This window comes from Desulfurobacterium crinifex (assembly GCF_054656775.1).
This window is the reverse complement of record NZ_BAAHXO010000001.1, coordinates 14,466-41,217: the sequence shown is the minus strand read 5'-3', so window position 1 is coordinate 41,217 and position 26,752 is coordinate 14,466. Positions and strand designations below refer to the sequence as shown.

Below are 26,752 nucleotides of genomic sequence, written 5' to 3'. Positions count from 1 at the left end.
TAATCGGTTATCAGTATTTGTCAATTACTGATTACAAAGCAGGACTATTTAATTAGTGTCCAGTTGTCATTTATACTGATTACTGCTAACTACACGGAAATCGCTTATGTACAGTAAGGAATTATGTACTACATGTATATAAGGGAACCGTTCTTGTGATTGCGGTGCTTGGACTGAGGTTCAGTGAAAACTAACGACTGTTAACTAATTACTAATAACTGTCAATCAAGTATCAATTACCTCTTAATAAATTAAACGCCTTGAACTCTCAGTAGTTAGGTATATACTTAAAGTAAACACTTGCGAGGTAGGCAATGAAAACAACTAAGGTTTTCAAGAGCGGTAACTCTTTAGCTGTCAGACTACCGAAGGAGTTTGCGGTTAAGGAGAAGGAACTGTGTATAACGAAGGTAGGTAACAGAATTCTCCTGTTTCCACCGGATAAGAAGTGGGATGTAATCTTTGAAGAGCTTAACAGTATCCAGGAATTGCGTAATGATTTTCTGGAAGACCGAAACCAGCCGAAACCACAGGAGAGGGAACTGTTTTGATTTACATGCTTGATACGAATATTTGTAGCTACATTATTCGGAACCGACCTGAAAGCGTCAAGAAGAAATTAAAAAAGGTTGAAGAGCTCCATGAAGTAGCCCTATCGTCTATCGTTGCGTCTGAGCTACTCTACGGAGCCTACAAAAAAGGCAGTCAAAAGCTGGTAGAAGTGGTTAAACACTTTATTGACTGCTTTGTTGTCTACGACTTTGACTTAAAGGCTGCTGAGGAATACGCCTTAATCCGAGCAGATCTGGAGAAGAGAGGAATAGTTATAGGAGCTTACGATCTTCAAATTGCTGCCCACGCAAGGTCTCTATCTGCTGTGCTGGTTACTAATAACGAGAAAGAATTCCTCAGAGTAGAAGGACTGAAAGTAGAAAATTGGCTGAAATAATCATTGCAATACCTATTACCTTTTGGAACATTTCAACAATCCTCTGGCTGCATCGGCACATATACTTGGGTATACAACAAAAGATATAGAAACACAAAAAAGACTAAATACACATAGTACTTACTGGTATATATCAAACCCTCCCCATGCATCAATGCATTCCTCATATTTAATCCATATTCATACTCAAACATCAACCACAATAGGTCGTAAAATTCTTTCCCAAAATACCTCTCTATAATTTCTCTTCTATTATCTTGAGACAAGATCGCGTTTAAAGTTATTGCTTCCAATTTAAATGCCTTTCTATTAAAGATATTGATGCCATTCTTCAAAAAGAAAACCTTCAACATGTGCTCTATATTGGGTATCAAGACAAAGTTGACCAACGAATAACTTTCATCCACAAAAGATTTTATAACAGCTTCTAATAGTTCCTCTCTTTGTGGCTCATACAGAAAAGAGTTTCTATATAGCTTTAGGACACAGTCTACGAAAGCCCTCTTCCCCAAGTTCTCAATCAGCAATTCCACAACAGGTATGAAGAAGTTCATGGTAGAAATAAACAAGAGCATTTGCAATAATTGTGCCTTTTGGAATTTTTCATACTCCTCCTTTGAGTTAAGATAACCTACTCTTGCTTCAGTGATAGGTATTACGGAAGCCAAGGAATACATAATAGGGGAACTCTCTTTAACTGATTTATTTACCAGATCTCTATTTGGTAAAGAAAATGGATTGACAATTAAACCTAATGCCTCTATACAACCTTCTTCTTTCAGCTTTTCCAAAACTTTATGCTTAAGCTTCTCCAAATTACACCTTAGCTTTTCCTCAACCTCTTGAGGCAGAGTGTACTCCTTTTCTTTTAAAAGGATCTCCTCTTCTTTCTTGTAAATTTCCACCTTCAGTCTATCTATCTTATCCTTCTGCCCGGCCCTTTCAAAAAATTGAAGTGCAATATTTAAATAATGAAACCCTTTTACTCCGAAAAGTCTTTTTCCCAGAAGGTAATAACAATCGCCTATTTTTAACAAACATTCCTCATACTCCTCCCTACTAAGAAAAGAATTCCCTTTGCAACTTACGATTTCTTCTATAAGCACGTTAGCCTCATAACACATACCCTTCTCTACGTAGAAATCAAAGTATTTTAGAAATATTTCCCGTACTTTCTGTCTCTTAGTATCATCCTCTACTGCCAAATCACACAAAAGTTGAATCAACGGCATCAATATCCAGTATAGAAAGAGAGGACTTTTGTTAAAAAAGTCCTCCTCATATAGACTCTCTAAGTCAACATTCTCTAAAAGGTTTATATACTCATTCACTAGATTCCCTATTTCCCTCAATACCAGTTCATTCTTTTTATAAAACCTACTTCCCCAAAGTAAAGATAAGAAAAACACATTACAAGCAAGATGAATGATCTCTTCGTTTTTTAAATTCTGCAAATCCAGATAATAGCTTCTCAAACAATCCAGAAGCTCCTTGAATTCTTTCTCCGCTTTACGTCCATATCTAACAAATAAAACTACTAAAGTTAAAATTTTCTCAGGAAGGGAAATCCGTTCTTTCCTCAACCTTTCTTCAAGGAGGTCAATCTCCTCATCCAGCAAGCTATCTACTTCTCTCTTAAAATCACCTCCTTGTAGCTGTTTCATAAATAATTTTCGCAATACAATTACATTCCTTCCTTCAGTCTCACCCTTAAGAAAACTTGATATAGACTCAACAGACATACCACCTCCCCCCTATTCTCTTAAAATCTTCTCCATTCCTTCCTCAGAGCTCTTTGCTTCCTTTAGAGACCTAAACATAATTATAGCCTACTATAGCTTATAACAAAGTGATGATGAAAAACATAAACACTGGTAACTAAAAACTAAATAACAATAACAAAATACTGAATTAACAACTCAAACCCCATACACCACAGTAACCCAAGTTCCAAAACCAATGAAACCATTCACATTAACATAAGTATATTCGGAACCAGTAATCAACAATACCTGTTAACTAACTTCTTATTAGGTATAAACAACTCCTGATTACTGATTTCGTCATACCCTTTACCGATATAATACTCAGAAGGCTTTCTGACGACCCTCTGAGAAACAGCCTCAGCTACCTGTTCTACATCAACTCCCAACTTTTCAGGAACCAGTAGAAAGGCCATAATGGCATCTTCTCCCTTTACAAAGCCTTTCTTAACAATCCTCTTGATACCTTTGTCAAAGGAAACCTTATGCATTTTCGTTGAGGCTATATATCCGGCCTTAACAAGTCCTTCATAGAGGTTTCTCTTTATGTTCTGGGTCAAATAGCCGTTCTGATCTCTGTATCCCTTTAAAGCTTCCAGAAGGGCAACGTCTCCGTCTATGCAGGTCTTGACTATGTACTCAGGATCCAGGTAAAAACGGAGCTCTCCTTCTGAAGTTTCCGCAGGAAAGAGAAAGAGACGCTTCTGATATATGAAGTAGAAATAACCTGGGTCATCCTGAAGTCTCTTCAAAAGTTTCTCCTCAAAGTTCTTTACAAACCTTGAAATTACTTCCTCTAACCCCCCAGACATAAGGTCCCCAACCACTTCCTTATAAAATCCTTAAGTTCTGCTTCGTCTGCGTTAGATTCCTTTCTCCTCGCCCTAAAGTCCGCTTCCCTAAGGTAAGACAGGTAAGAAACCTCTTTTGAAGAAGAGTGATGAAACCTAACAGCCTTTACAACATTTTCCCACCATGAGCTATCGTAAGGCAGGCTTAAGCTTTCAGCCATAGAAGCTATAAAGTTAGCTCCATAGTCAGGATGCTTATGTGAAACATACAGAGAGTCATATTTCTTCCAGACACTCGGGAGCTTCCCTATATCATGGGTTAGCGCTGCAAATAGCAGTCCCAACTTTTCAGTAGGAAATTCAAGGGAAGAAGAAAGCCTTGCAGCCTCTTCAACTACATTAGCAACGTGGACAAGGAGAGGAACTTTCATCAGCTTCTCTGCAATCCCGTTTGAATTCACAGATAGAGCTCCAAGTGACGATGTTTCCGGTTCTTCAAGATAAACGCTGAGAATTTTCTCTACAGACGGCTCCACAGAAGTGTAATTGTTACCGGTAATTTTCTTAAAAGTTTCTCTAATTCTGTCTGCAGCGCTTTCTACCTCCTTTGGAACAGCCACTTTAATAACCGGAACATTCTGTTCTTCCTTGCTATCCTCAGTCTTTTCTTCTTCCGTCTTCTCTTCTACCTCTTTAGCAGCTTGACGCTGAACGGTGGAATGAACATTAGTAGAGGAACTTACAGGAACCTCTTCTTTCTGCTCCTCACGGGACTTCTCCTCTGCACCCCTCTCCTTTGAGGCTAAAAAGGAAAAGATAGAAGACAGAAATGAACGCAGACCGCCAAATCTTGCAACCTTTATCTCAGGAGAACGGTTTTGTTTCTTCAGCTCCTCAGCCTTCCTCTTAGCCTCAACAAAAGCTATTACCTCAAAAAGCTCCATGTCTTCTCGGAAAACGCTCTTGGCCACTTCAACAACCAGCCTGAAAACAAGAACAACGGCCAGAAAACACAGAATAGCAAAAACCACAGCTGTCAGATAGCTACTCAATATGAGCTCCTTGTGAGTTTTCCAAGTAAGTACAAGGAACAGGAAAACCCCGAGAGAAACAAGAACGTAAAGCAACTGCTCAAAGTCTCCAAAGATTACCTTGAAAAGCCATCTAAATATCCGCATAAGGACTCCCTATTAGATGTAGTTCTTAAGCAGGTTAACTATTCTCTCTTCATCCTGAACAGCTCTGAGGTCTTCAGCTCTTACTCTGAATTTCGGAGGCTTAATGCGAGGAGTTTTAATCAGGTCTACAACCTTTGAATACTCCTCATCTCGGGCGTTGGTCCTTACGAGAATTCCCATACGGGCCGGTAAATCTGAAAAAGCCTCAGGCGGTATGCGAAAAGTCTCGTTAGGAAACATTCCTGCATGGCCGTCAACACTAAAGGTCGGAAGGGCAGCAAACCGCATACCGGTCATACGAGAGGCAAACTTTTGCGTTTCTTCTTTGGTAACTCTCATAAAGAAGAAAGTGTTTATGTTATCCATAATTGTCTGGGTAAGCTGTTCTCCAACAGCTTCTACATACTGACCTATTGACTGGTGGTACATAACGAGCCCTATACCCGTTGATCTGGCCTTATCAAACAGATGTTCTATGCCGTGATAAAGAGCTGTATAAGCCTCATCAACATGGATCCTGAGAGGATAAGGAAGTTTCATTCCCGAAGTGTTTAACCTACCAGCGAGGTTATTTATCATCGCCAGAAGGACCCGTGAAAGCTGATTAGCCTTGTCTTTAAAGGTCTGTGCTCCTGTCATGACATAGCAAATAACTCTCTTACCGGATTCCAGCCTCTCTATCACGAGGTTGTCATCAGACTTCCCAACTATACTCCCAACCACTCCATGGGCGAAGTTGGCAACGTTTGTCCTAAGAGTTGAAACTACTTTGTTGAAGTAATCGGTAGGAGAATCTATCGCCTGCCTGTAGTTTTCCAGGAGGGCCATAACCTTTTCCGGGTCTCTATTTTTGTACGCCTCTATCTGCTGAGCAATCCTGGCAAGACCGTCCTGAGATATGTATTTCAATATCTCTGCGTAAGAAAACTGTTTCCTCCTGCCAAACTCTTGAGAGTGCAGGAAGTACAGGCCATTCACTATCAGAGTGGTCATTTCAAGAGCTATGTCAACAAAGAACTTGTCGTCAGACTGAATAGTTGAAACTATCGTAGAAACCACCTCATCAGGATATACATAGAATTTCAAAGGATTAATGCCAGAAGAAAGGTGAGGATGCAGAAGAGATATGAAAATGAACTCTTCAGTTCTACCAGCCTCAACTGTGGCAGACCAAACTCTGGAGAACAAGTTCCAGTCAGGCTTTGGATCTATGACTATAACCGAGTTTCCCATAAGGATGTCCTGTTCTATCAAGCTTTCGGCCAATCTCGTCTTACCCACTCCCGTTGTACCCATGATATCCGTATGGGTTGAACGTTCGGCATCGGACTGAAAGACAGGACGAATTTTCGTTTTATCATCCGGAAGGGAAGGATAAATCCTTATCCCGCAACCAAAATGCAGTTTTCTATCTCCAACCTTGCTTTTATCAAGCTTACATTCCTTTTTGTTAACCGTCTTAATCCAGTCCTTATATCCGCCCTCTGGAAGTTTCTTAAACCTGTAGATTAGAAGAGGAAGTGCTCCAAACAACGAAAAAGCAACAGCTGCAGAGAAAAAGCCATTTCTCAACTGAGGTAGGTTGTCATAAATACGGTGGTAGATTTCATTAGCAGTAAGTCCCCCATCAGCTATGTAAGTCAGATAGTGAGAAAGTTTCGCTACAAGTTCTGGAGGTAAGTTCTCCTTTGTCAGCCACAGCCCCAAGAGAACCAATAAGGTAGACTTAATGAAAAGGGGAATAGCTCGTCCCCAAACAAGTGGTGAAAGCATTCTCTTAGTAAGACTTCCAACTACAAACCTTGAAAGGTAAAGGTAGAACATCATAAAGCCTATATTTACGGAAAACATAAGGAACACAGAGAACAGCTCGTAAAAGGTATCGCCATTGTAGAGGTCTATAATCCGGAGCTCCACCAAGATAGCTATGGGAAGTAGCAGCAGGAAAATCAAAATTTCCGTCAGGCCATGTTTGAACGCCGCTCTAAACCACCTCCAGTATTCAGTAGCCTGAAAGTTATACATGAACTGCTCTAAATCCTGTCTATCCAAACCAGACTCTATGACCTTTTTCTCCCAGGCATAAGCATTTTGAACCCTAGACAGAATGCCAAAGAACGTCAGCTTCTCTTTTCCAGTAGGATCACTTGAAAAATCATTTGCAGCCTGCATACGTTGCCACTTCTCGTTCTTCTTCCTCTGTTCTTCCCAGCCTCCCTGCCATCCTGAACTTCCCTCCCAAGCAGAACGTCCCCAACCACCTCTATCATCCCAGGACATCTGTTCTCCTCCACTTGAAACCTTGTTCTGTTCTGCTTATAATAGAACATAAGAACATATCTGTTCTTTGACAGCTTGATAAGGAACTACAGAAAAGATACTTAGCAACACGAGTCCTAACAGAACAAACACGTAACTAACTGCTAACTACATAGCTAACATAGATACAGAAACATTAGGGTCTGCTCTTCAGAAGAGGGGCAGACCCTTTTTATTTTTCAGACAGACATTAGGAGGCGGACGACATACCCTTGGAACAGTTCTACGCCTTCCCGGGTACCCTCCTCGGGTCCCTTAACATTCCTGCACGCAGAAAGCTGAGCCACCAGACATCTGGTGATTGAGCTTTTTGTGTGCAACACAGACAACGACAGAACGAGAAAAACAACAAAAAGAAACGAAACATAGCATCTACCCCAATGCATAATAAAGGGGGGAATTCATTCAAGGAGGTGACTATCTAAATTGACACAAATCCTATTCAAGGAGGGGACATCATGAAAAACGTGTGCGTGATTTTCACTAAAGACAGTGTAGTACTGTCTTTCATCAACGAACAAGGAATTCTCTGTTTTATGGAAGCAGAGACAGTAGAAGATCTTATCAAATTCAATCAACAACTTGGCACTCAATTAAAGGAGGGGACATGGGACTCACGATATGGAGAAAAAAACCTACAGGAAAGTTCTTCTCTGAAGATGCGAGAAACTTTATACGCTTCAGGATTAAAGAATCTTTTGTCGAAAGAGAAAAAAACTGCATCATTGCCAGCCCAAGAACCGTCACAACATTCTTTAAAACCAAAGAAGGAAAATGGGAAGAAGACTTCTTCGGGCTAAAGCACATAGTGGAAGAAGTAGAATCCATCCTATTTGAAAAGAAAGAATTTAGTTTCGCCAAGATAGTGGTTGACGAAGAAAGCATCAAAGCTCTACAAGAGATTTACAAGACAACCTGTTTCTCCGCTGACTTTGAACATCCAACAGTTGAATTCGTATCCAATTCGTAAACCACAGCTCTACTCAAATAAACTAAAACCTATTCAAGGAGGGGACGTCATGGCCAGGAGAATCTACTACCCACTCTACTCAAGGAGCTCAGTTGTTGAATTTGAAGAGAGACCAAAAGTAAGACAAAGAAACGGATGGATCGAGAAGACAGGAGCTCTCAGGGTTCGCTTTGCAACATTGGAGGCTGGAGAAAACCACAAAAAGCTCCTGACACAAATGAATCCGGTTGAGTGCTACAAATTCTACGCAAAAGCAACAAAAGTCCTGAAAGGACAAAGTTCTCAGGAAGAAGTTTTTGTCCACAAAAACCACGACCAGCAAGATGCTCCTACTAAAAAGTTATTAATTGAAAGGTGGGAGCGAAATGGAAAAAAAGGGTTCTCCATAATACTCCTTGTTCTGCAAGGAGAACAGAGAGAACGTATCAATGTTGCATGTAGCGGAGAAGAATTAGCAGCCCTCGCTGACTGGATGAAAGAACTGAATACCATTCTCCGCTACAAAGAAGCTATCAGAGTTGAGGAGGAAGAAGGCGGAAATGAGCCTCTTCCTCAACCAGATGACGAAGTTCCGGTAGATGACGAAGAACTACCGGACGACATTTTCTAACAATCCCTTTTCCACAGCGTAAAACAGCCCGCTTCGGCGGGCTTTTCTTTTTTAACAGCAATTAAAGGAGGGGAACGCCATGCCTACACTGGAAACTCTCAGGGAAAGATTTAATACTATGCTCAGGGAGTACAGAACAGAACCTGAGCTTGAAGGACACACAATTTTAAGCACGGGAATTCAGGACTCCCAGCTCGTAGTTAGAGTGAGAAGCAACAGGGGAAACGAATATACCGTAACTATCGGTAACAATCTGTCCTGCACATGCGAAGGTTTCCGCAGATTTAGGCGCTGTAAACATCTGCTTTTTGTCATTCAGCAAATACTTAACGGTTACATCCAGATTCCAGAAAATCTCGAAGTACCTACCTTTACAAGCATAAGAAGCTTCATAAATCACTACTCTCACAGAACTACCAGCATTCCCATCTTCAACGAATGCTACGGCCTGGAAATTGAAGTAAAGCTAAAGAGTGAATATCAGAATCTCGAAATTGGAGACAGCAACCTACGAGAACTCATTTCTATGGGTCTCCTGATCGAAAGGGACGCCTCCGTGGACGTGGAGTTTAAAACCCCCATACTTGGACCATCAAGAGCCTGGAATTGGGTAACCAATCCCTACTGGGAAAGACTAACTCAATTTCAAGACAGAAGATTTCAAACCCAAGGTATTCATGTCCATGTAAACATGGACACTTTCTTTGATGTGGACAAAAGAGCAAGTTCTGAAACTTGCAAATTTCTTCATGCAGTAGCAGAAGTAATAGAAAACGCTATTGAGTTCAAAAAGGTCTTTCTAAGGCCTCCCAACCAATATTGCCGTCCTGCCCACAGGACAGAATGGTCAGATAGGTACTGTTGGATTAATCTAACTAACCTCCGAAAGAACACCGGCAAAACAATTGAAATAAGAGGATTCTGGAGTAGACCGGAAAAGCTTCCCGAAATCCTCTTCAAGGCCAAGTACATAGCAAATCTGTTCATAAAAGCCTTACTGGCATGGAGAGAAGATAACAAACCATCTCCTTCTGACTGGTTCACAAGAAGAAAAATCTTGCAACTCCTGTCACGAAAAGAACTCTATTTCACACTGATGGCACTGCACATTAAGGAGTTTCCAATCAGAGCAGAAGAATGCATGTCGGTACTTGAAAAAGGTATCAAGAATCCTCTTGAAGTGTTTTAGGGGGCACAGCCCCCTTAATTCTTAAAACCATTCAAGGAGGGGAAAACCATGGTCAGAGAGGAACTCTACAGAAGAACCATAGCCTACGCAAGGGAGTGGTTTTTACCTAAAGTCAAAGACGAAAAAGAAATCTTCTATGCTGTCCTTTACGAAGATGCAGATCCAGCAGATTTAAGACCTGACAACCCAGAAGGAGCCATAGCAGACAAATTCTATGCTATCCTCTGGTCCGTATGCGATTACCTCAAGGAAGAAAAGAAGATTGAAGGCTTTCTCAGACCTTTAGTATCTCCATCTCTCTCCGATAGATCCTCTTTACTTATACTGCTGGACGATAAAGCGATATTTACATCCGAACGAAAGTACTGGCATTACTGGGACTCCCCAGAAGAGCTTAAAGAAGACCTTGAAGAAATTTTTCACACTTGCATAAAGAACCTTGGGGAACATATCTACGTAGTAATGGTTGAAAGCTCTGAAGCACCCAACTGCCCTGGATGCTGGTGGGACAGCAGCACATTTGTATTCAGAGCTCTATCTGACAAGGAAGCTGAAGAAAAACTCAAGAAGATTAAAGAAACTGTAGCTCTTTACAAGAAAACAGGCAAAGCCTCTTTTGATCCTGAGAAGCTCGGATTCCAGCTCCTATGTCCTCAATGCTTCTGCGAATACACAGCCAAGAAAGTGTTTGACCTCAGAGACTAAAACACATTCAAGTGGAAGGCTGCTCCCAAGACGAAGCCGAAGCTATTGCCGAAATATTGGAACGTAATACACCACAACCACCTTAGAGAATTTTCAGTAATCGAAGACGAAGTAGAACTACACCAACCTACAGAAGAATTTCTCAAGGAATTTAGAAAAATCCTTGAGGAACTTAACTATTCCTACGAAACCGTAAAAGCCCCCGAACGTTAAATCATCCTCTGGGGCTGAATAGAAAAACCATAACATTCAAGGAGGGGATGTCATGTGTATAGTAATTGTCAAACCGGAAGGTAAAGTCATACCCGAAAGTCTCATAAGAGAACAGTGGACAGCGAATCCTGATGGAGCGGGATTCGCCGTAAAGTTAGAGGATGAAAAATATCCAATCTTTTTCAAAAAAGGTTTTATGAAGTTGGAAGACCTGTTAAACGACCCGGACTTTTCCCGCTTCAACTCCGAAGAATTTGAGCTCGTTCTCCACCTCAGAAAAGCAACTCACGGAAGAGTATCTCCTCTGTTATGCCACCCATTTCCGGTAATAAGCCACAACAGATTAACAGGTCATTCCCTTGCAGTAATGTTTCACAATGGAACATTTGGAGTAAGGATCCCAACGTCTTACAAAAACATCAAGTCTGACACCCTTTTCGTAGCTGAATTTGCCAGAAGGATAGGTCTCAAAAACTTCAAATACATGCTACGTTATGACATACTAAACCGTTCAGGATCAAGAGTTCTACTATGGACCAAAGAAGGAAAATTATTCAAAGGACAATGGCACGAGTATCGCGGGCTTAAGCTAAGCAAACCCATAAGAAATTATTACAACAGCTATCGCTCAAGATACAGCTCCTACAACCATCCAGGCTTCAACTTTTGGGAAGACACAGAGCCCGACTACCACATATACTTCAACGAAAGAGGAGAGAAAACCATAGCCATGGGAAACTCTGGAACCAGACTTCGGGTTCTCCGTAAGACAGCAGAAGGCATACTTCTGGAGGACGGCAGCCTTTGGGACGCCCCTCCAGAGTTAGAGGAAGTGATAGAAACAGGAGACATTATCGAATTCTAACAGCATAGCAAGGCCCGCTTGGCGGGCCTCTTAATCTAAAAACCATTCAAGGAGGTGAACCATGAAAACAGCATCTTACAGAGAACAACAAAACAGATACTTGTGGTCCCCTTGCTTTGTTTATAGTCTCTTGACCTTATCCCTCTGTATTATTTCCCACTATAAGTATCAACATAAACATACCTAAAGTCTTGTTCCATAAGACCATACTATTCTTCTACCTTCATATACCAAATCCAGGGGGGGTTTTTGAGGATAGGAGAGCAGAACAAAATCTGTTCTCCTATCTTGAAAAAGTCCTCCTGAGTTTTTATTTTTGAAAAAACAGAAATATCATTCAAGGATGTGATGTCATGGCAAGAAGAGAACACATTGAGAAACTTATCCAAAAATCAAAAGAAGCTTACTTTCCCGGCAAAGGAGGAGGCCTCTTCCTTCAGGAAGAGAGACCAAGGGTGCTCGCAAAGGATAGAGACAGGAATCCAAAATTCACAGATAGGACAGTTAACTATCTCATCCTGTACAGAGCTCTACTTAGGGCTCAAGGAGAGAAAGAAGTGACTGAAGTTGACGGTTCTTACTCTGTAAAGATATTCAACGAAGAAAAGGACCTTGTTATCAGTTTCAAGCACAACGACAGACACGGAGCTGTGGCATTTGAAAAAAACTTCAAAGCCAGAGCTCTACTAATGACCTGTGATTTCATGAAGCGAACAGTTCCTTTCTACCAAGAAAGCTTTGAATGCAAAGACGGATCTATCATCAAGATAATAAGGAAATTTGACAAAGTAATGTTTAGCTTCCTTAATACCTACATTGAAATCCCCGTTGGCGAGCAGCAGATGCTGAAGCTGTCACTACTCCAATTCTTAGCCAAGGAAGATCTGAAGCCATTCTTAGGAACCGTAATAGCCTGCTCTAATAAAGAAGGTTTCCCTGCAATCATATTTGGAATAGGAGATTACGTAGTAGAAACAAACTTTGACGTTGCTTATAGAGTGCTCTCGCTAATATCTTGAAGGGGAATGAAGATGAAAGAGAACAATAAACAGCAACCGTCAGAGGAATTCGGAAAAAGAAGTCCTTTCCATTGCTATTGCCGTTCGGTACCTGGATCTGGAACGTCTTTCCAAGCGTCTTATGCGATGTACGAAATCCTAAAGACTGTAAAGTTATATGAATTCATGAAGAAAGAGGATAATCCTGAGAACCAGCAGTGGATACAAAAGAATATTGGATGTCCTTTCTCATGTGTGCAGTCTCAAAGGACTTAAAGGACTCCCTTTCGTATGAACCTAAGAAGAAAGAGCATAACCATAAACCTTTTTCCAGCATTGTAAGGAGGAGAAAGCCATGGAGAATAAAATTAAACAGTGGTTTCCAACATTAAAACACGACATATTCACACCCCACTACAAAGTTGAGCCCTGGATTGTAAAAGAAGTTTATGAAACATTCCGTCGTTTAGAGAAACGGTTGGGACTTGTAAGTATTGACGAGCTAAGCATAGAAACAGGTCTACCAACAAAAGTCGTGATATCAGCCATACAAGAACTATGCGACTCTCCACTATCCCCTGTAAAGGTCGTCATCACAGAAAGTACGGAGTTCATTGCAGGATCAGAAGTAGAAGAACACGAGATACTAAAACGTGTGATAGAAGTTACCGGCTCTCCAACCTATGAAATAGTGCTCAATCCTCTGCTTTACACAAGGAAGCTTTTACCCGAGCTCTTACCTCCTCCCCAGTGGGAAGAGTATCCAGAGCATGACAGCTTTAAAAACTTCTTTTAAGGGAGTTGAAAGATGGTTAGAGGACTTTTCATAGAAAACGGTAATTTCATCCTAAACTCCAATGTAGCTCCTAAATTCTCAAACGTTCCTAAATGGCTTTTAGAGCAAAATCCCCAACTAAAGCCGGAGGATCTAACAGTACAGCCTGTAAAGGACATAAGAACCCTGGTAACCCAGAAACATTTTCTCATGGCCGAGGACCTAATAAAGCTTTTCATGCAATCCGTACTACCTTCTGTCCCACCAGAAGAGTGGCATAGAACAATAAGAGCAAGAAACGACAGCTTTATACTTCTATTTCAAAAAACTCAAGCCACTGTAATCTTCAGCAGGTGGAATGGGAACACCGAACAACCGGTTTTTGAAAGAGGAAGCTGGACCCTAAATCCACTCAGGGCACTAACGTTAGGAGGGAAAATTCTTGAATCCATAAGGCAAAGAGAATCTTTCTCCTACAAAGTAAGCAATAATGCTCTCGTCTTAAAGAACAAAGATGATTTTTCATTCCTAAACCCTGAAACAGGAGCTGTTTTCACACTCAACAGCTATGAGAGAGAGCTCCTCAAAAGGGCTATGGAAAGTTATTGTCTAACAGGTGGAACTGTTAGCCTTGGGAATAAACTCGGCAGAATACAGGTTTTACCTGACAACACTTTCAGGATAGGAAGCGTTATCTTGAAAAACATTCCTATTCACAAAGCTTTCGTTCTTAAAGAACTACTCGGTTAGGAGGAGAAAATGAAAAACAATCCTCGTTTTATTAGCTCTCTTCACTGCATATCCCGACTCTTTAGCAAGAGAATGCAATATGAAACTTGCAGAAGAGTGCAGTAAAGGCAAACATGCAGAATTCTGCCAGAAAAACGGAGCTCTTATATACCTACACACAATGTATACTATACTTCCCAAAGGTGCAGAAGTTTTTCACCAGTGGCCTGGAAAAATGAAGGAGCTTGCTCTTCAAACTTTTAACTCCCGTGAGTGGATAATTGAATTCTTAACTGCTTCAGGAATAGATAAAGAAAAAGCTATTAAAGCTGCTGACAGAGTCTCAAGTAGCAACTGATCCCGGAGGATACATGGAAAGGGAAATAGCAGTCCTCTTAGAAGAACAGATAGAGATTGATGAAATAATATCCTTCATCACGAAAACGAAGAAGTACCCCAGAAAATTCGTTGAAGAGAGAATTCAGAAACTGCTGAATAACTGGTAGCAAGGAGGCTTCACCTACAAGCTTTTCGCCGAGAAAGAAAAAGAAGAAAGGGAATACTTTCTTAAGATGGCCAGAGTAAAGACTATAGAAGAACTCGCTGAGACATTTGCAGAGATGGCCATAATGCTTGAAAGAGCTTTAGTCCTAACTGCTTTCTACTCAGAGAAAATCAAACAACTTAAAAGCCAAGGAAAATAATTGTAGAATTGTAAATGCGGAGCCCCCACCAGCGAGTGGGGGGCGGACAAGGAAATTCCGAATACGGAGGTGTTCTCAATGCTTAAGAATAGTATAAGTGGAAAGACAGAAAATGTCAATAAGAAAGAAGAAATCTTAGTACGCCAGAAGGAATTACCCTTTGTCATCCTACCCAAAGCAGTATTCCTCCTGAAGAGAAATCCCGAAACCCAAAGGTATTCCTTATTCAGACTGATTGTCCTCCTGGGATACCTCTACTCCCTGGCCATGACCAGCGAGAAGAAAGCCAAAACGAGCTACTCTGAACTCAAAAAGATTCTTCAGCTCAAGAGCAAATCAACAATCCAGGAACTGTTCAAATTTCTTGAGAGCGAAGGCATAGTTTCAGAGAGAGTATTCCACTTTAAAACATCCCAGAAAACAGAAATCATTCTCATTAACTCTATGGAAATACCTTACGTAGCCCAATCATGGAGCGAAGAGAAGGTAAGAGAAGACCTGGTGTTCAAAGTACCCAAGCTATTATACATTCTTCCCTTAAGTCCTTTCTCTAAAGCGGTCTATATGTACCTATGTTCCCTCCGCCAGTATGCATCCCAAAATGTCATAAGAACAACCACCCGAAAAATAAGAGAAGCTCTGCGTATGAAGAGGAAAAACATCATAGTGGCTCTCAATGAACTGGAAAAGCATTCTCTAATAAAGACAGTAAGAACCAAGAAAGAAACTCGCATAGAACTGCTATCTACCTCCAACTGGAGTTCCGAACTACTGGCCGAAGCGAAAAGAATTTTTCCTGGCCACCCATTACTATCATCCGGTACTAATAAGGAACCACAGGGTACCAATAAGGAACCACCCGGTACTAATAAGGAACCACAGGGTACCAATAAGGAACCACCCGGTACTAATAAGGAACCACATAATGAGCAGAGACCCTTGAAAACAAAGTGCTCGGGGCAAGCTTTAGAAGACAAAACAATAGAAGATAGATTAAAAGATAATATAGAAGACTTTATAGAAGACGCCACCAATAATAATAATGATGGCGGCGAAAAAGCAGAAAAAAAGCTTTCCAACTTAGATAAGAAACAAAAAGTAAGCAGAAGTACAGAACAAGAACAACAGGATAATCCAGGAAAAGAAGGTTCCGCTTATAAAGAGCCTTACGGCTCTAGTACAGAAAAGGCTGAAAAGCCGAAGTTAGGAAGGGCTAACTCTGGCTGTGTCGTGGATGAGAGAAAACGGGCAGAAATCTGCCGGAAGGTTATGACTGTTGCTGAGTTCCTTAGGGGAAGATACCCGGAATTTTTCTGCAGTCCAATGGTAGAAAGCATAGAGGATATCTATTCGGGAGTTCTTAAAGTTTACGGAGAGAACTGTGGCTATCTGCTGGCAATTATGTACGAGCTTATGGCCAGAGATAGGAAACTTGGATATGGTCCTGAAACTATTAAGAATCCTAATGGTTTTTTGATTTCTTTCGCACTTGAAAAAAGTAATTCAGACTTTAACGAGTTTTTTAAGAAGTTTCTCAGGAAGTTTGATCTGAGGGATAAATATGCTCGTCAAACTTCTTGTGTAAATGTTCTTGAGAATGATGAGGTGTTATTTGAGCGTTTAAAGTCTGCCCTTAAAGAAAGTGTGAAACCTTCGTTGTATCGTTCTCTTGAGAAGCTACTTCTGGGAGCTTATAAAGATGGCCATGTAACAGTTCTTGTGTGTAAGGATCGCATAACAGTGGATATCCTGAAGAAGTATAGTCTTCCTGTTCTGGAGGAAGCCGCTTCTGGTCCTGTTGAACCGGTTTCTGAATATGAAATTTCTGCACGCAGAAATAGAATGTAGAAAAACAAGAAATCTGTAGTTGTTCGCTTTTGTTTCGGTCAAGCAGAACAGGACGGGTCTGGGGATATATATTAGAAGAAAACTTTTAAAGATTTATTGGTATGTTAGAAGTATCACGAGATGTTCTCACTCCAGAACAGATTTTGAATCTGTATGACCGTTTACACTTTAAAGGTGATAGGGTTTATGTCCCTGATGTTGTAGCTCATAGATACGGTTTACAGGGTAGAAAACTTTCTTGCCGGGAGGTCAAAGAATTACTGGAGAAGGATTGGGATAAAGCTTCAAGGTTATTTAAGAGATATGCACTAAACGATTGTAGGCGTTTGTCTTTAGTTCTTCTGTTCCCTTAGGAGGGAATGATGATAGTGGAACTTTTAACTGCAGTTTTTCTTGTGAGGCAAGCATTTTCCGGAGTTTTCTCCCAGGCAGAAAAAGCAGTTTATTTAAATGACTCTGTTTATCCTTCTGCTTACCAGAACTTTGTTTTAACTTCCTGTCAAAAGCATGTTTTGGTTACACCTCTTAGGTGTTATCCATTTAAAACAAACGTTCTTCTTCTGAAAGATCAGGTTTCCTACTTGAAAGAGCAGATAAAGAAGAGTAGAGAGGTTTTTGTAGATGTTCCCCGGGAATACGAAAAGGTCGTAAGGTTTTATTTCGGCAACTATAAGAATGTGCATATTCAAGTCCGCCCTGTCCCTTACATCCTTTTCAAGTTCTGTAGGGAGGTAAAAAAGTGAGATTCATAAAGGATTTCCGGAAGAATCATCCTTTCCTGTTCAAGCTGGCATTGGTTGTTGTTTTTGCAGCTGCTATTACTGTTACTTTTTCTGTACTATCTACTGTTATGGCCAGTGGAGGAAACGAGTGGAATCCCCTCTGGCAGAAAGTCCAGGATTACATAACTGGAGTTCCAGGTAAGATAGCTGCTACTTTCCTTGTTGCAGCTTCCATTTTTGCGTTTTACCGTGGAATGCTGGCACAGGGCGGTGTTGCCATTCTGGCAGCGACAGGTCTTGTTCTGTCTCCAAAAATTGCAAACGCTATAGCCAACGGAGCTCTTTTTTAGTTCAGAGAGGGACAGGGCGGGTTTTAAGGAGAGGAGGTATGGAGAGCAGAAATTATGAAGATTACGTTCCGGGGCACCTGGATGATCCCAAATACGTTGGTAACTTTGAATTTAATACGTTCGTTATAGGTGTTCTAACTCTGTTTTTCTTTGTGATCCTGTTCTTTCAAGGAGAACATTTACTGTCCTTGTTTGTTCTACTTGTGGGGATACTTGTTTTGAAATACAAGGCTCAGCTTGGAAATTTCCTTGATGGTTGGATTTACTGGCACTTGGGAGTTACAAAGGTTCCTCTCAGGAAAGTAAAGGACTTTGGAGTCGTTCCCACCTTTATCAGGGACTTTGAGGAGTGAGTATGGACGGTAGGGTTCTCATAGAGAGATGGAGCAGGGCAGCTTCTGGTTTCAGGCTCTGTAGATATGTGGTTTTCCTTTTGCTGCTCTTTGTAGGCTATCTGCTGGTTCTCTACACCAAGAACATTGAGAGGGAGAGGATAATCCTCTTACCACCGGCAGTTTACAGCAAAGTTTTCATAACTAATGACTCTGCCTCTCCTGAGTACGTAAAGGAGATGGCCGATTATGTGATGTACCTGGCGACTAACTACACTCCAGATACTATAGACTCCCGTCTGAAGGAATTTCTAAAGTACGTTGAACCCTCTGCCTACCAGCGCTTAAAGAAGCAGATTAAGGGAATATCAGCAGATGTCAAGTTCTACGGACGAGTTCAGGCCTTCTATCCTGAGAAGTTTCAGATAGATCCTCATAGCAAGCAGGTCTTGGTAACCGGTAGGCTTGTAAAGTCCTATATGGGAAAAACGTTAGAGGACAAAAAGCAGACCTACGTTCTTAAGTACGTTATAAGAAACGGGGAGTTCCTCGTAACGTCGCTCTATCCTGCTAACAAAGACCAAGAGGTAAAGAAATGAGGAGACTTTTAGCAGTTATGTTTTTTCTGATTGTGCTTCAAAATGCTTTTGCGATAGAGAGAATACCGGCCTCTCCTGAAATAAGAGTTAGCGTCAGCGTTGGCAACATTCAGGTTATCCGTTTCCCAAACAAAGTTCTTGAAGCTTACGTAGATACCTCTAAGGGCATCCAGGTGCAGGCTCAAGGGAATAATTTGCTGATCAAATGGAATCCCTACTACCACAAGCCTGCCGTGATTGCTGTTACTACAGAGGATGAGGATGGTAACACTCACGACTACTCTGTTATTGCGGTTCCCGATAGGAAAAAGCCTGAGGTTGTAGAGGTTTATATCCCGGAAGAGGTTAAGGTCAGGAAGAAAGCGGTCTACTATGAGAGTTCAATGCCTTACGAGGAGCTTCTCGTAACTCTGACGAGGCAGTTTATGTCCGGGAAATATCCGGATTACTACGTAGTTAAGCCCGGGAAAGAGCTCCTTGGCCTCTTTGCTGAGATAGAGGTTTGGCAGACTGCTGAAGGGATTGGGGACAGGTTTAAGGTCCTGAAAGGTTACATAAAGAATGTTCTGAACAAGCGGATACACATAGATGAGACAGTCCTTTCTTTCCTGTCAAAGCAGTTTGACGTGAGGTCCATTTCGATTCGCCATCACCTCCTTAATCCCGGCGAAACGACCACTTTCGTTGTTGTAGTGGGGAGGAAGTAGTGGCCATTTCGGATAAGAGGAAGAAACAGTTAGCAGTAACCTTTGCGCTTTTCCTTTCAATGGCGTTGGTCCTCTACATGCTCATGGATAAGATGCAGGGCGGTGGTCAGCCTACCGTTAAGAGGGCAGAAACTTTTGAGTTTGAAGAAGTTGGAACGCGAGAAGCAATTAAAACATGGTACATAAAGGCAAACGAGCGTTTGGACAGAATGGAAGAGCAGCTGGCCGAGATATCTGCAACCCTTTCAAAGCTGAACGAGAAGCTGCAGTTTAACGAGAAGAAGATAGGCGAGCTGAATAAGTCTCTGGAGGAGATAAAGAAACATCCGCCTACTGTTCATCCTGATGCACTTCTTCCGGAAGAGCCTAAGAAGAAAGTGAAGAAGGTGGAGAAAAGCAAGCGTAAGGAGAAAGAAGTTTCTATAAAATCCCTCCCCCCTCTACCGCCGCCTCCCAGGCCTCAGACGGGAGCTCCACCTTCTCAGGGAGGCGGCATTAAGAAAGTTTCCTTTGAGAAGGAAATTCAGAAAAGGAAAAAAGAGAAAGAAAAAAGGCGATACGAGATACTCAGAAAGTTCTATATACCTTCTGGAACCTTTGTTGAGGGCATCCTTTTGTCTGGGCTTGACGCCCCAACGGGTATGGGAGCGAAGAGAGACACAATTCCTGTTCTCATAAACCTTGTTGACAATTCAATTCTTCCTAACGATTGGAAACAGGATCTAAAGGACTGTCGGGTTATTGGCGAGGCATACGGAGACTTGAGCTCTGAGCGGGTCTATATCCGTACTGACTACATGTCCTGTGTTGATGACGAAGGTAACGTTTACGACTTTAGCCTTGACGGCTATGTAGCTGGAGAAGACGGTAAGGTAGGCCTTAGAGGAAGAGTAGTAAGTAAGCAGGGAGCACTCATTGCCAGAGCGTTTCTATCTTCCTTCTTTGAGGGGGCTGGAAACGTTCTTCAGACTACTGCTACTACCACAACCATCACCGGTTCTGGAGTTGTTTCTTCTGTTCAGCCTGGAAAGATTGCAAGAGCAGGTGTTTTTGCTGGCTTTGCCGAATCTGCAAGAAGGCTCTCTGACTACTACATGAAGCTCCTGGATCAAACCTTTCCGGTCATTGAAATCGGAGCTGGCCGGAAGGTAACTATCGTGGTCCAGCGTGGGAAGTGGATACAGAGGATTGGGAAAACTGAAAAGGTTGAGAAGAAAAAAGTAAGGGGTTAAGGAGGAGCTGTGAGAAAGATTCTGGTTTTAATAGCAGCTGCAGTGGCGTTAGCTTCCTGTTCCTCAAACAAACTGGTTAAGACTGCTCCGCCTGAGCCTTCTGTAAAGGAAAGAAAGGAAATTATTAGCGTTGTTCCGGAATTTAAGGCGAAACCAATCTACGTTCCTCCAGAGGTTGTTAGGGTTCTGATAATGCCTTATGAAGATGACCAGGGAGTTCTCCATCAGGGGGAGTTTGTCTACTTCACTCTAAAGCCTGGCTACTGGACCATAGCAACTAAAGGTGAAGTCCAAAGGATCAAAAAGATGGTCAGAATAGTTCAGACTCAGAAAGGGCTTGGTTCACCGTCTGTTACTCCTGAGGTTCTGCCTATTTCCGAGGAGAAAAAGACTCCAGCTCCTAAAAAGTTGAGTTCCCCGCAAGAATCTTCTTGTGGTCCAGACTGTCAAAGAAAACTGGCGGAGATAAAGAGATATACGGAGAAGAAGTAATGCTTTCTGTCATCGTTCCTGTTTATAACGAAGAGGCTACCGTTGGATTGGTTCTATCAAGGCTGACGAGGCTTGAATTCGTTAGAGAGGTGATAGTTGTTGACGATGGTTCTACTGACCGTACTTACGGGGTTATTTCAGAAATGGAAGGCGGGAAAGTTGTTTCAGTAAGGATAGACAGGAATAAGGGAAAGGCAGAAGCGGTAAAACGGGGACTTTCTCTGGTCTCTTCTGAAACAAAAGTAATAGCTATTCAGGATGCCGATCTTGAATATCCTCCTGAGAATCTGCTGAGGCTTTACGATGCGTACTTGACTACTGGTGCTGATATGGTTGTCGGCGTAAGGACCATGGCCTGGGATGAGATAACGGGTATATCTCTCGGCTCTTTTGTAGCTAACAAGCTGATAGCCTACCTGACGGGATGCCCTGACGTCTTTTCTGGTCAGAGGCTTATTAAGAGATCGTTCATAGAGGAAGTAGGTCTCGGCTCTAAGGGCTTTGAGATAGAGACTGAACTAACGATGAAGGCCATTTTAGGTGGTTACAGAATAGTCTGGGAGAAAGTTGACTACAAGCCCCGTTCAAGGGCTGAGGGAAAGAAGATAGGAGCTTTAGACTTTTTCAGGATAATGAGGACCTACTGGTCTTTGAAGTTTTCTAAGGGGAAGGCGTGGGGCTATGGTCATTCTTGATTCTCTTACGGCCCATATAAGGTATTCGCAGGTTCTTCCCTACATAAAGGACCTGGAAAAAAAATACGGTCGTCTGAGGATACTTGATGCAGGAGGAGGAGACGGTTCCCTCTATGAGGTTCTCAGGAGTAGAGGCCATGATGTTGTTGTTCTGGATATTTCTGACAGAGGGGAAGTCAGAGCTGACCTAAATAAACCGTTACCTTTCAAGGATAGATCCTTTGACGTTGTTGTCTCCCCTGCGGTCGTTGAGCACCTTAACAACTGGGAGACGGCCCTTGAGGAGTTTAAGAGAGTAGGGAAAGCAGTTATCCTCACGACTCCTACTCCTCTTGCTAAGCCTGTTCTGGAGCTCCTTGCAAAGTTCAACCTCGTTAACAGGGATCACATAGATGACCACAAGCACTACCTGACTGACGAAGAGATAAGGAAGCACGGATACCAGACCAGGAGCTTTCTCTTTGGCCTGAACAGGCTTGCCGTTTACGGGATTGAGCTACGAGACGAGCTCTCACCCTGGTTCCACATATTCATAGTGGCCATGCTCGTTGTTCTCTTTCCGAAACTTCCTCCTGACGACCTGCTTCGGCATCTCTCTGCCTACAGGTATGACTACAACTACAGTAAGATGTTTCTTTACTCCTATGTTCCCTCTTTTGACTTCTACTATCCCTTTGACGTTGTGGCTGGCCTGTTACATCGTCTAATTGGGGATTATGCTTACATTCCCTTTCAGGTTCTGGCCGTTCTTCTCTATGGACTGGCGGCTGTTCTGCTTCTGGAAAAGACGAGAAATAACCTGAAAACCCTTGTGGTTGCATTTGTTCTTTACTTACTTGCAGATAGAGTTCTCTTGGGGCGACCTGCGGTCTTTGCGTCAGGTCTGTTTCTGCTGGCCTATGCGTTGAGGGACAGGGGCAGACTGTCGTGGCACCTCCCGATTGCCGTTCTCCTGCCCCTCGTTTACTACCTCTTTTTCATATATGTCATCCCGCTTATCGCTTTTAGAAGACTCAGGATTATTTACGTTTGTTCTTTACTCTTGGGACTGTTCTTTTGGATAAACCTTGGGGAGCTGGACTATATTCAACTAATTTTTCACATTTTGACTGCTAAGGCCAACAGGCTGATTGCCGTTGCGGAAGGACAAACCTTTGCTGTCGGGCTCCTTTCTGTTTTAGCTCTCTCGACTGTTCCTCTTCTGTTCTTCTGGAGAAAAGACATAAAGACCGTTCTTACTTCAGCTTATTTCTTGGCGTCTAATCAGATACGCTATGTTGAGGTAGTAGTTCCTCTGTGGAGCTCCTTGTTCCGGTTCCTTAAAGTAGAGAGCATACCCTGGAAACTTTCTGTTCCGCTACTTCTTTTCTTTCTAAGTCCCTACGCTGTTGTTAGCCAGCCTGAGGCTGTTTCCTTTGATCGGCCGGTTAAGGTGGCGTTCTCAAACATGCCTGAAATGTATAGGAGCGTTTACTTTTCCAAGGCAAACATTCAGGTAATTCCATCTATGGAAGTGGGCTGGATGCCTAAAGAGGTTCAGCTCTTTCTTAAGGACCTGACAAAAGGGAAACTTGACTGCTCTAAAGTTAGAGAATTCAGGCTTGATTATGTTGTGGAGGATACTCTTGCTGGCAAGCTCCCATCCTGCGTTGAGCTTGAGAGAGTAGAAGGGAAACTGAGAGTTTTGAGAGTAAAAAAATAGAGGGAGGTTGTTGTCATGGCTACTAACCGTGTGTTTCTTCTCGGAAGATTGACCAGGCATCCGGAACTCCAGTTTGTCGGCGAGAAGAAAACCCAGTCTGTAGGTTCCGGATAGCCGTTAATGAGCCTTATCGGGACAGGAAAACAGGAGAACTTAAAGAGACCACCAATTTCCCTTTGCTTGAGCTTTGGGGAGAGAATGCAAAGAAAGCTGCTGAGCGGTATGCTAAAGGAGATTTGGTCCTTGTAGAGGGTAGGTTGAGAACGGACTTCTGGGAGAACGATAATGGTGATCGGAGAGAGAGGGTTTTTGTAAGGGTTGACAGCATTAGGAAGCTTGCCGCCAGGAAGACTACGGAAGGAGAGGAAACTGTAGAGGTTTCTGAAGAGATATCTGACTCAGAGGGTTAGGGATTTTTGGAGGGGATAGTTTCCCCTCCTTGCTTTGGTTGAATTAATATGAATTTTAAGGGCTTTTACGGTTGTGATGAGGGGATATAGGAGTAAATCAATTCTAATTTATTAGAGTTATGGCTAATAGTTAGTTTAATATCACCTAACCTGAAACAGCTTTTACCTTTTTCTTCCTTATCGCATTTAACTTCGCTCCAGTTTGTTTTAACCTTTAAGTATGCTGTCAGATTACTGTACTCATTTAGAGCTTTGGGAAAACTTCTAAATGACCACTCTGTGCTGATTTTCTTGAGAATCATGCTTTTCTCATCAAAGATTAAATCAACGAAGTTAACGCCATATTTTTTGAGAGGACCGCACTTAGCTGGAGCTCCTAACCAGACTTCAGGATCTCCTATATATCTTATAAGGTAAGAGTTGGGACAGTACTCGTTTATCTTAGACTTTACGCTCTTCACTGTATCTTTTCCCAGATGAAAGATTCCTAATGTTGAGGGATATAGCACCTATAGTGGTTAGAGCAGTAGGAGGAAGTATTAAACCTACTCCTAAGTTGACAGAAAGCAAAAACAGTAGAAAAAGAACCGTTAGGGATTGAATAAAAGGAGCTAAGAAAGGATATCTGCTCAAGGCATTCCTCCTTTCTACAGTTCAGGGATCAGCTTGAAGTTATCCTTGTGAACTTTGAGTTTTTCCCCAAGTTCTATGAGTTCTATTACTGGTGATTCATGGTCAGGGTAATAGAATAAGCCTCTCCTTGCTAAATTGCCGACAGCTACTACCAGTGTTTCCACTTTGCCGGTTTTCGGTCTAACGAAAGGAAACAATCCGTTTTTAATGTTCTCCTTGGTTTCTTCAACGGCAAAGCTGGGGGTCTCTTTGTCCGTGAGAGCAAACTCTAAGAGAGGAATGAAGTTCCTAAACTGGTAGAGTTCAAATGCTTTTTCAAGTTCCTTTGGATCTGATACTTTGATTTTTCCATCAACTTCTGTGAGCTGGAGCTGGCTTTTGTCAAGAATAAAGACTTCCAACTTTGAAAACATAGGGAGAGCTCCTGAGGAGTAAGACACCTTGACAGTGAAGTTTTCATAGATACCTTCCTTGCGGTCGGAAACCCTGCTTTTTAAAGCAGGGAGGAGACCGCACTTGAAATTTTGCAAGTATTGAAGTAGTATATGAATATGAAACTGCAACGGACTCTTAAACTTGTTCTTAAACCTACTGAAGAACAAAAGAGGATACTCCTTGAAACCATTGAACAGTATAAGTTTGCTTATAATTACACCTGCAAGATAGGGTGGGAAGCTGAAACATGGAACGGAGTTGAACTCCATAAACTCACCTACTACACCGTTAGAGACAAAACCTCTCTTCCCTCCCAACTTGTAATTTCTGCAAGAGTTGTAGCTACTGAAAGTCTCAAGTCCGCAATCAAGAGGAAGAGAAAAGGACTTAAAAGCAGGTGTCCAGAAAGCAAAAATCCTGCTATCCGTTATGACAAGCGTTCCTATACTGTCTGGTTGGATAGGGAAGAGGTTTCTCTTGCTACCATTAGAGGAAGACAAAAGTTCAAGATAAAAGTTCCTGACTATTTCAAGCAATACTTGGACTGGAAGGTTACTTCCGCTAATCTCAAATACGATAAAAAGCTTAAAAAGTTTTTCCTCAATATTTCCGTTGAAAAAGATTTTCCCGGTATAGAACCTGTTGACTTTTTTGTTGGAGTGGACTTGGGACTTAGAAACCTTGCAGTAGTTTCTACCCCTGACGGAAAAATCAACAAGTTTTTTAACGGTGGACACATTAGAGCTGTATCCGAAAGGTATTACGCACTTCGCAAAAGACTGCAGTCCAAAGGCACTCCTTCTGCTAAAAGACACCTTAAGAAGCTCTCGCAGAAGGAGAAACGGTTTCGGACTGCTGTTAACCACAAGATAGCAAAGGAGATAGTTAACCTTGTTCCTGCTGGTGGAGTGATTGTTCTTGAAAAGCTCAAAGGAATCAGGAAGAGGATAAAAGTCAACAAGCAGAATAGACGCTGGATACACAGCTGGAACTTTGCACAGCTCCAGCAGTTTATTGAGTATAAAGCTCAAGCTAAAGGAATCAGAGTTGTCTACGTAGATGCACGCTACACCTCTCAAAAATGTAGCAGGTGCGGATACATCTCTCGTTCTAACCGAACTGACCAGTCTCACTTTGTCTGCAAACATTGTGGTTTCTCCCTCAATGCTGACCTTAACGCCAGCAGGAACATAGTTAAGAACTATCTGACTTCTCTCCAAAAGAGAGAAGTCAGGACTGGAGCTGGTATATCCGCTCCAGTGGGGCGCTGTCAACCGTCCCAATGTAGCGGTGCTACCACTGTGTAGCATCAGCTACAAGCCTCCGACTTTAGTCGGAGGTAGTTGACTTAATAGGGCTTTTATTAATCCCTTGTCTATGCTGTCCCCTCCGCAGACTTATTTTCCATAGTCTCCATCCCTTCTTGGTCCACCAGTAGGGAAACTTCCCCTCAGGGAGTTCCCAGTTAAAGAGTTCGTTTGTCTCTTCCATAAAATAGAGCATGGCTGTTATTGTTCCTTTCTCCGTTCTGAACAAGAAAGGGGATCTCTTGTAAAGAGTAGGAACTCCCTCTAATCTGTCCAGCTGCATGAGTGTTCTTCTGGATACACTGTATAGCTCTACTACTATAGGAACACCACTCTCCCATGGGACGACTGCTGGGAAGCTGGAGTGTCCCAAGAGAAACCTCTGTAGGGATACTCCTTTGCCTAAATACTTTGAACTCCTGAGATAGTAATGGTTTCCGTGCCCTTTCTTTAGTGTTCCATAGACTGCAACGATGTTTTTCACTGTTTTCCTCCTGTTCTCTAATATATTCCTGTAAAACAGAAATGCA

The 26,752-nt window shown here is 42.1% G+C and carries 34 protein-coding genes; 26 read left to right on the top strand and 8 right to left on the bottom strand.

Translation table 11 applies throughout. The features are described 5' to 3' along the window. Positions 1–314 precede the first annotated feature (314 nt). On the top strand, positions 315–551 hold the full coding sequence (locus tag ACYQ3A_RS00250) for an antitoxin (protein ID WP_459894359.1): 237 nt from the start codon (positions 315–317) through the stop codon (positions 549–551). Positions 552–556: 5 nt separating this feature from the next. After that, entirely contained in the window at positions 557–949 is a 393-nt protein-coding gene (gene vapC / locus ACYQ3A_RS00245) for a type II toxin-antitoxin system tRNA(fMet)-specific endonuclease VapC (protein ID WP_459894607.1), read from the top strand. Between the two features lie 32 nt (positions 950–981). Here the strand turns inward: vapC and ACYQ3A_RS00240 are convergent, their stop codons facing one another. The 4 genes from ACYQ3A_RS00240 to ACYQ3A_RS00225 form a co-directional block, all read right to left on the bottom strand. After that, entirely contained in the window at positions 982–2,691 is a 1,710-nt protein-coding gene (locus tag ACYQ3A_RS00240) for a DUF4209 domain-containing protein (RefSeq protein WP_459894357.1), read from the bottom strand. 260 nt (positions 2,692–2,951) lie between these two features. Beyond that, the gene (locus ACYQ3A_RS00235) at positions 2,952–3,524 is read right to left on the bottom strand and encodes a hypothetical protein (RefSeq protein ID WP_459894353.1); all 573 of its coding nucleotides are present in this window, start codon (positions 3,522–3,524) and stop codon (positions 2,952–2,954) included. Beyond that, a complete protein-coding gene (locus ACYQ3A_RS00230; RefSeq protein WP_459894350.1) occupies positions 3,509–4,681 on the bottom strand; it encodes an HD domain-containing protein in 1,173 nt (390 codons plus the stop codon). Before ACYQ3A_RS00230 ends, ACYQ3A_RS00235 begins: the two co-directional genes overlap by 16 nt. A 12-nt stretch (positions 4,682–4,693) precedes the next feature. After that, positions 4,694–6,961: a type IV secretory system conjugative DNA transfer family protein gene (locus ACYQ3A_RS00225; protein ID WP_459894347.1), complete on the bottom strand. Its 2,268-nt coding sequence runs from the start codon at positions 6,959–6,961 to the stop codon at positions 4,694–4,696. Positions 6,962–7,607: 646 nt separating this feature from the next. Here ACYQ3A_RS00225 and ACYQ3A_RS00220 point away from each other — a divergent pair. The 23 genes from ACYQ3A_RS00220 (at position 7,608) to ACYQ3A_RS00110 (ending at position 23,847) form a co-directional block, all read left to right on the top strand. Next, positions 7,608–7,970 (top strand): hypothetical protein, encoded by a 363-nt coding sequence (locus ACYQ3A_RS00220; protein WP_459894344.1) that lies wholly within the window; start codon positions 7,608–7,610, stop codon positions 7,968–7,970. A gap of 49 nt (positions 7,971–8,019) precedes the next feature. Continuing rightward, on the top strand, positions 8,020–8,580 hold the full coding sequence (locus tag ACYQ3A_RS00215) for a hypothetical protein (RefSeq protein ID WP_459894342.1): 561 nt from the start codon (positions 8,020–8,022) through the stop codon (positions 8,578–8,580). A 79-nt stretch (positions 8,581–8,659) separates the two neighbouring features. Then, positions 8,660–9,769 (top strand): SWIM zinc finger family protein, encoded by a 1,110-nt coding sequence (locus ACYQ3A_RS00210; RefSeq protein ID WP_459894339.1) that lies wholly within the window; start codon positions 8,660–8,662, stop codon positions 9,767–9,769. Positions 9,770–9,817: 48 nt separating this feature from the next. After that, a complete protein-coding gene (locus ACYQ3A_RS00205; protein WP_459894336.1) occupies positions 9,818–10,474 on the top strand; it encodes a hypothetical protein in 657 nt (218 codons plus the stop codon). 45 nt (positions 10,475–10,519) lie between these two features. After that, the gene (locus ACYQ3A_RS00200) at positions 10,520–10,687 is read left to right on the top strand and encodes a hypothetical protein (RefSeq protein WP_459894334.1); all 168 of its coding nucleotides are present in this window, start codon (positions 10,520–10,522) and stop codon (positions 10,685–10,687) included. A gap of 52 nt (positions 10,688–10,739) precedes the next feature. Then, a complete protein-coding gene (locus tag ACYQ3A_RS00195) occupies positions 10,740–11,552 on the top strand; it encodes a class II glutamine amidotransferase domain-containing protein (protein WP_459894331.1) in 813 nt (270 codons plus the stop codon). Positions 11,553–11,905: 353 nt separating this feature from the next. Continuing rightward, the gene (locus ACYQ3A_RS00190; protein ID WP_459894329.1) at positions 11,906–12,571 is read left to right on the top strand and encodes a hypothetical protein; all 666 of its coding nucleotides are present in this window, start codon (positions 11,906–11,908) and stop codon (positions 12,569–12,571) included. A 334-nt stretch (positions 12,572–12,905) separates the two neighbouring features. Continuing rightward, on the top strand, positions 12,906–13,346 hold the full coding sequence (locus ACYQ3A_RS00185; protein ID WP_459894326.1) for a hypothetical protein: 441 nt from the start codon (positions 12,906–12,908) through the stop codon (positions 13,344–13,346). Positions 13,347–13,358: 12 nt separating this feature from the next. Further along, complete coding sequence (locus ACYQ3A_RS00180; RefSeq protein WP_459894325.1) at positions 13,359–14,075, top strand: hypothetical protein; 717 nt, start codon at positions 13,359–13,361, stop codon at positions 14,073–14,075. 79 nt (positions 14,076–14,154) lie between these two features. Then, positions 14,155–14,412, top strand: coding sequence for a hypothetical protein (locus ACYQ3A_RS00175; RefSeq protein ID WP_459894322.1), 258 nt, complete (start codon positions 14,155–14,157; stop codon positions 14,410–14,412). Positions 14,413–14,425: 13 nt separating this feature from the next. After that, a complete protein-coding gene (locus ACYQ3A_RS00170; RefSeq protein ID WP_459894320.1) occupies positions 14,426–14,560 on the top strand; it encodes a hypothetical protein in 135 nt (44 codons plus the stop codon). Positions 14,561–14,626: 66 nt separating this feature from the next. Beyond that, positions 14,627–14,758 (top strand): hypothetical protein, encoded by a 132-nt coding sequence (locus tag ACYQ3A_RS00165; protein ID WP_459894318.1) that lies wholly within the window; start codon positions 14,627–14,629, stop codon positions 14,756–14,758. Positions 14,759–14,836: 78 nt separating this feature from the next. Continuing rightward, positions 14,837–16,606, top strand: a complete 1,770-nt coding sequence (locus ACYQ3A_RS00160) for a hypothetical protein (RefSeq protein WP_459894316.1) — start codon at positions 14,837–14,839, stop codon at positions 16,604–16,606. 362 nt (positions 16,607–16,968) lie between these two features. Continuing rightward, the gene (locus ACYQ3A_RS00155; protein ID WP_459894314.1) at positions 16,969–17,349 is read left to right on the top strand and encodes a hypothetical protein; all 381 of its coding nucleotides are present in this window, start codon (positions 16,969–16,971) and stop codon (positions 17,347–17,349) included. Continuing rightward, positions 17,346–17,678: a hypothetical protein gene (locus tag ACYQ3A_RS00150; RefSeq protein WP_459894312.1), complete on the top strand. Its 333-nt coding sequence runs from the start codon at positions 17,346–17,348 to the stop codon at positions 17,676–17,678. Before ACYQ3A_RS00155 ends, ACYQ3A_RS00150 begins: the two co-directional genes overlap by 4 nt. Before the next feature lie 38 nt (positions 17,679–17,716). Beyond that, positions 17,717–18,031, top strand: coding sequence for a hypothetical protein (locus ACYQ3A_RS00145; protein WP_459894310.1), 315 nt, complete (start codon positions 17,717–17,719; stop codon positions 18,029–18,031). Positions 18,032–18,033: 2 nt separating this feature from the next. Then, entirely contained in the window at positions 18,034–18,609 is a 576-nt protein-coding gene (locus ACYQ3A_RS00140; RefSeq protein WP_459894308.1) for a TraE/TraK family type IV conjugative transfer system protein, read from the top strand. Continuing rightward, positions 18,606–19,316 (top strand): hypothetical protein, encoded by a 711-nt coding sequence (locus tag ACYQ3A_RS00135; protein WP_459894306.1) that lies wholly within the window; start codon positions 18,606–18,608, stop codon positions 19,314–19,316. The genes ACYQ3A_RS00140 and ACYQ3A_RS00135 overlap by 4 nt, the downstream gene beginning before the upstream one ends. Further along, positions 19,316–20,548, top strand: coding sequence for a TraB/VirB10 family protein (locus ACYQ3A_RS00130; protein WP_459894304.1), 1,233 nt, complete (start codon positions 19,316–19,318; stop codon positions 20,546–20,548). Before ACYQ3A_RS00135 ends, ACYQ3A_RS00130 begins: the two co-directional genes overlap by 1 nt. Before the next feature lie 9 nt (positions 20,549–20,557). Next, positions 20,558–21,040: a TraV family lipoprotein gene (locus ACYQ3A_RS00125; RefSeq protein WP_459894302.1), complete on the top strand. Its 483-nt coding sequence runs from the start codon at positions 20,558–20,560 to the stop codon at positions 21,038–21,040. Next, complete coding sequence (locus ACYQ3A_RS00120) at positions 21,040–21,735, top strand: glycosyltransferase family 2 protein (RefSeq protein ID WP_459894299.1); 696 nt, start codon at positions 21,040–21,042, stop codon at positions 21,733–21,735. The genes ACYQ3A_RS00125 and ACYQ3A_RS00120 overlap by 1 nt, the downstream gene beginning before the upstream one ends. After that, a complete protein-coding gene (locus ACYQ3A_RS00115; protein ID WP_459894296.1) occupies positions 21,722–23,437 on the top strand; it encodes a class I SAM-dependent methyltransferase in 1,716 nt (571 codons plus the stop codon). The genes ACYQ3A_RS00120 and ACYQ3A_RS00115 overlap by 14 nt, the downstream gene beginning before the upstream one ends. A 110-nt stretch (positions 23,438–23,547) precedes the next feature. Beyond that, a complete protein-coding gene (locus ACYQ3A_RS00110) occupies positions 23,548–23,847 on the top strand; it encodes a single-stranded DNA-binding protein (protein ID WP_459894604.1) in 300 nt (99 codons plus the stop codon). A 65-nt stretch (positions 23,848–23,912) separates the two neighbouring features. Here ACYQ3A_RS00110 and ACYQ3A_RS00105 read toward each other — a convergent pair whose 3' ends face one another. From ACYQ3A_RS00105 to ACYQ3A_RS00095, 3 genes are read right to left on the bottom strand one after another with little or no spacing between them, the layout of a single operon-like run. Beyond that, the gene (locus ACYQ3A_RS00105; RefSeq protein ID WP_459894294.1) at positions 23,913–24,308 is read right to left on the bottom strand and encodes a hypothetical protein; all 396 of its coding nucleotides are present in this window, start codon (positions 24,306–24,308) and stop codon (positions 23,913–23,915) included. After that, positions 24,289–24,480, bottom strand: coding sequence for a hypothetical protein (locus tag ACYQ3A_RS00100; RefSeq protein WP_459894292.1), 192 nt, complete (start codon positions 24,478–24,480; stop codon positions 24,289–24,291). The genes ACYQ3A_RS00105 and ACYQ3A_RS00100 overlap by 20 nt, the downstream gene beginning before the upstream one ends. 14 nt (positions 24,481–24,494) lie before the next feature. After that, entirely contained in the window at positions 24,495–24,893 is a 399-nt protein-coding gene (locus ACYQ3A_RS00095) for a hypothetical protein (protein WP_459894290.1), read from the bottom strand. A 138-nt stretch (positions 24,894–25,031) separates the two neighbouring features. On the opposite strand from ACYQ3A_RS00095, the gene ACYQ3A_RS00090 reads away from it, so the two are divergent. Continuing rightward, positions 25,032–26,222: an RNA-guided endonuclease InsQ/TnpB family protein gene (locus ACYQ3A_RS00090; RefSeq protein WP_459894288.1), complete on the top strand. Its 1,191-nt coding sequence runs from the start codon at positions 25,032–25,034 to the stop codon at positions 26,220–26,222. Positions 26,223–26,244: 22 nt separating this feature from the next. Here the strand turns inward: ACYQ3A_RS00090 and ACYQ3A_RS00085 are convergent, their stop codons facing one another. Next, positions 26,245–26,706 (bottom strand): gamma-glutamylcyclotransferase family protein, encoded by a 462-nt coding sequence (locus ACYQ3A_RS00085; protein ID WP_459894285.1) that lies wholly within the window; start codon positions 26,704–26,706, stop codon positions 26,245–26,247. Positions 26,707–26,752: the final 46 nt, after the last annotated feature.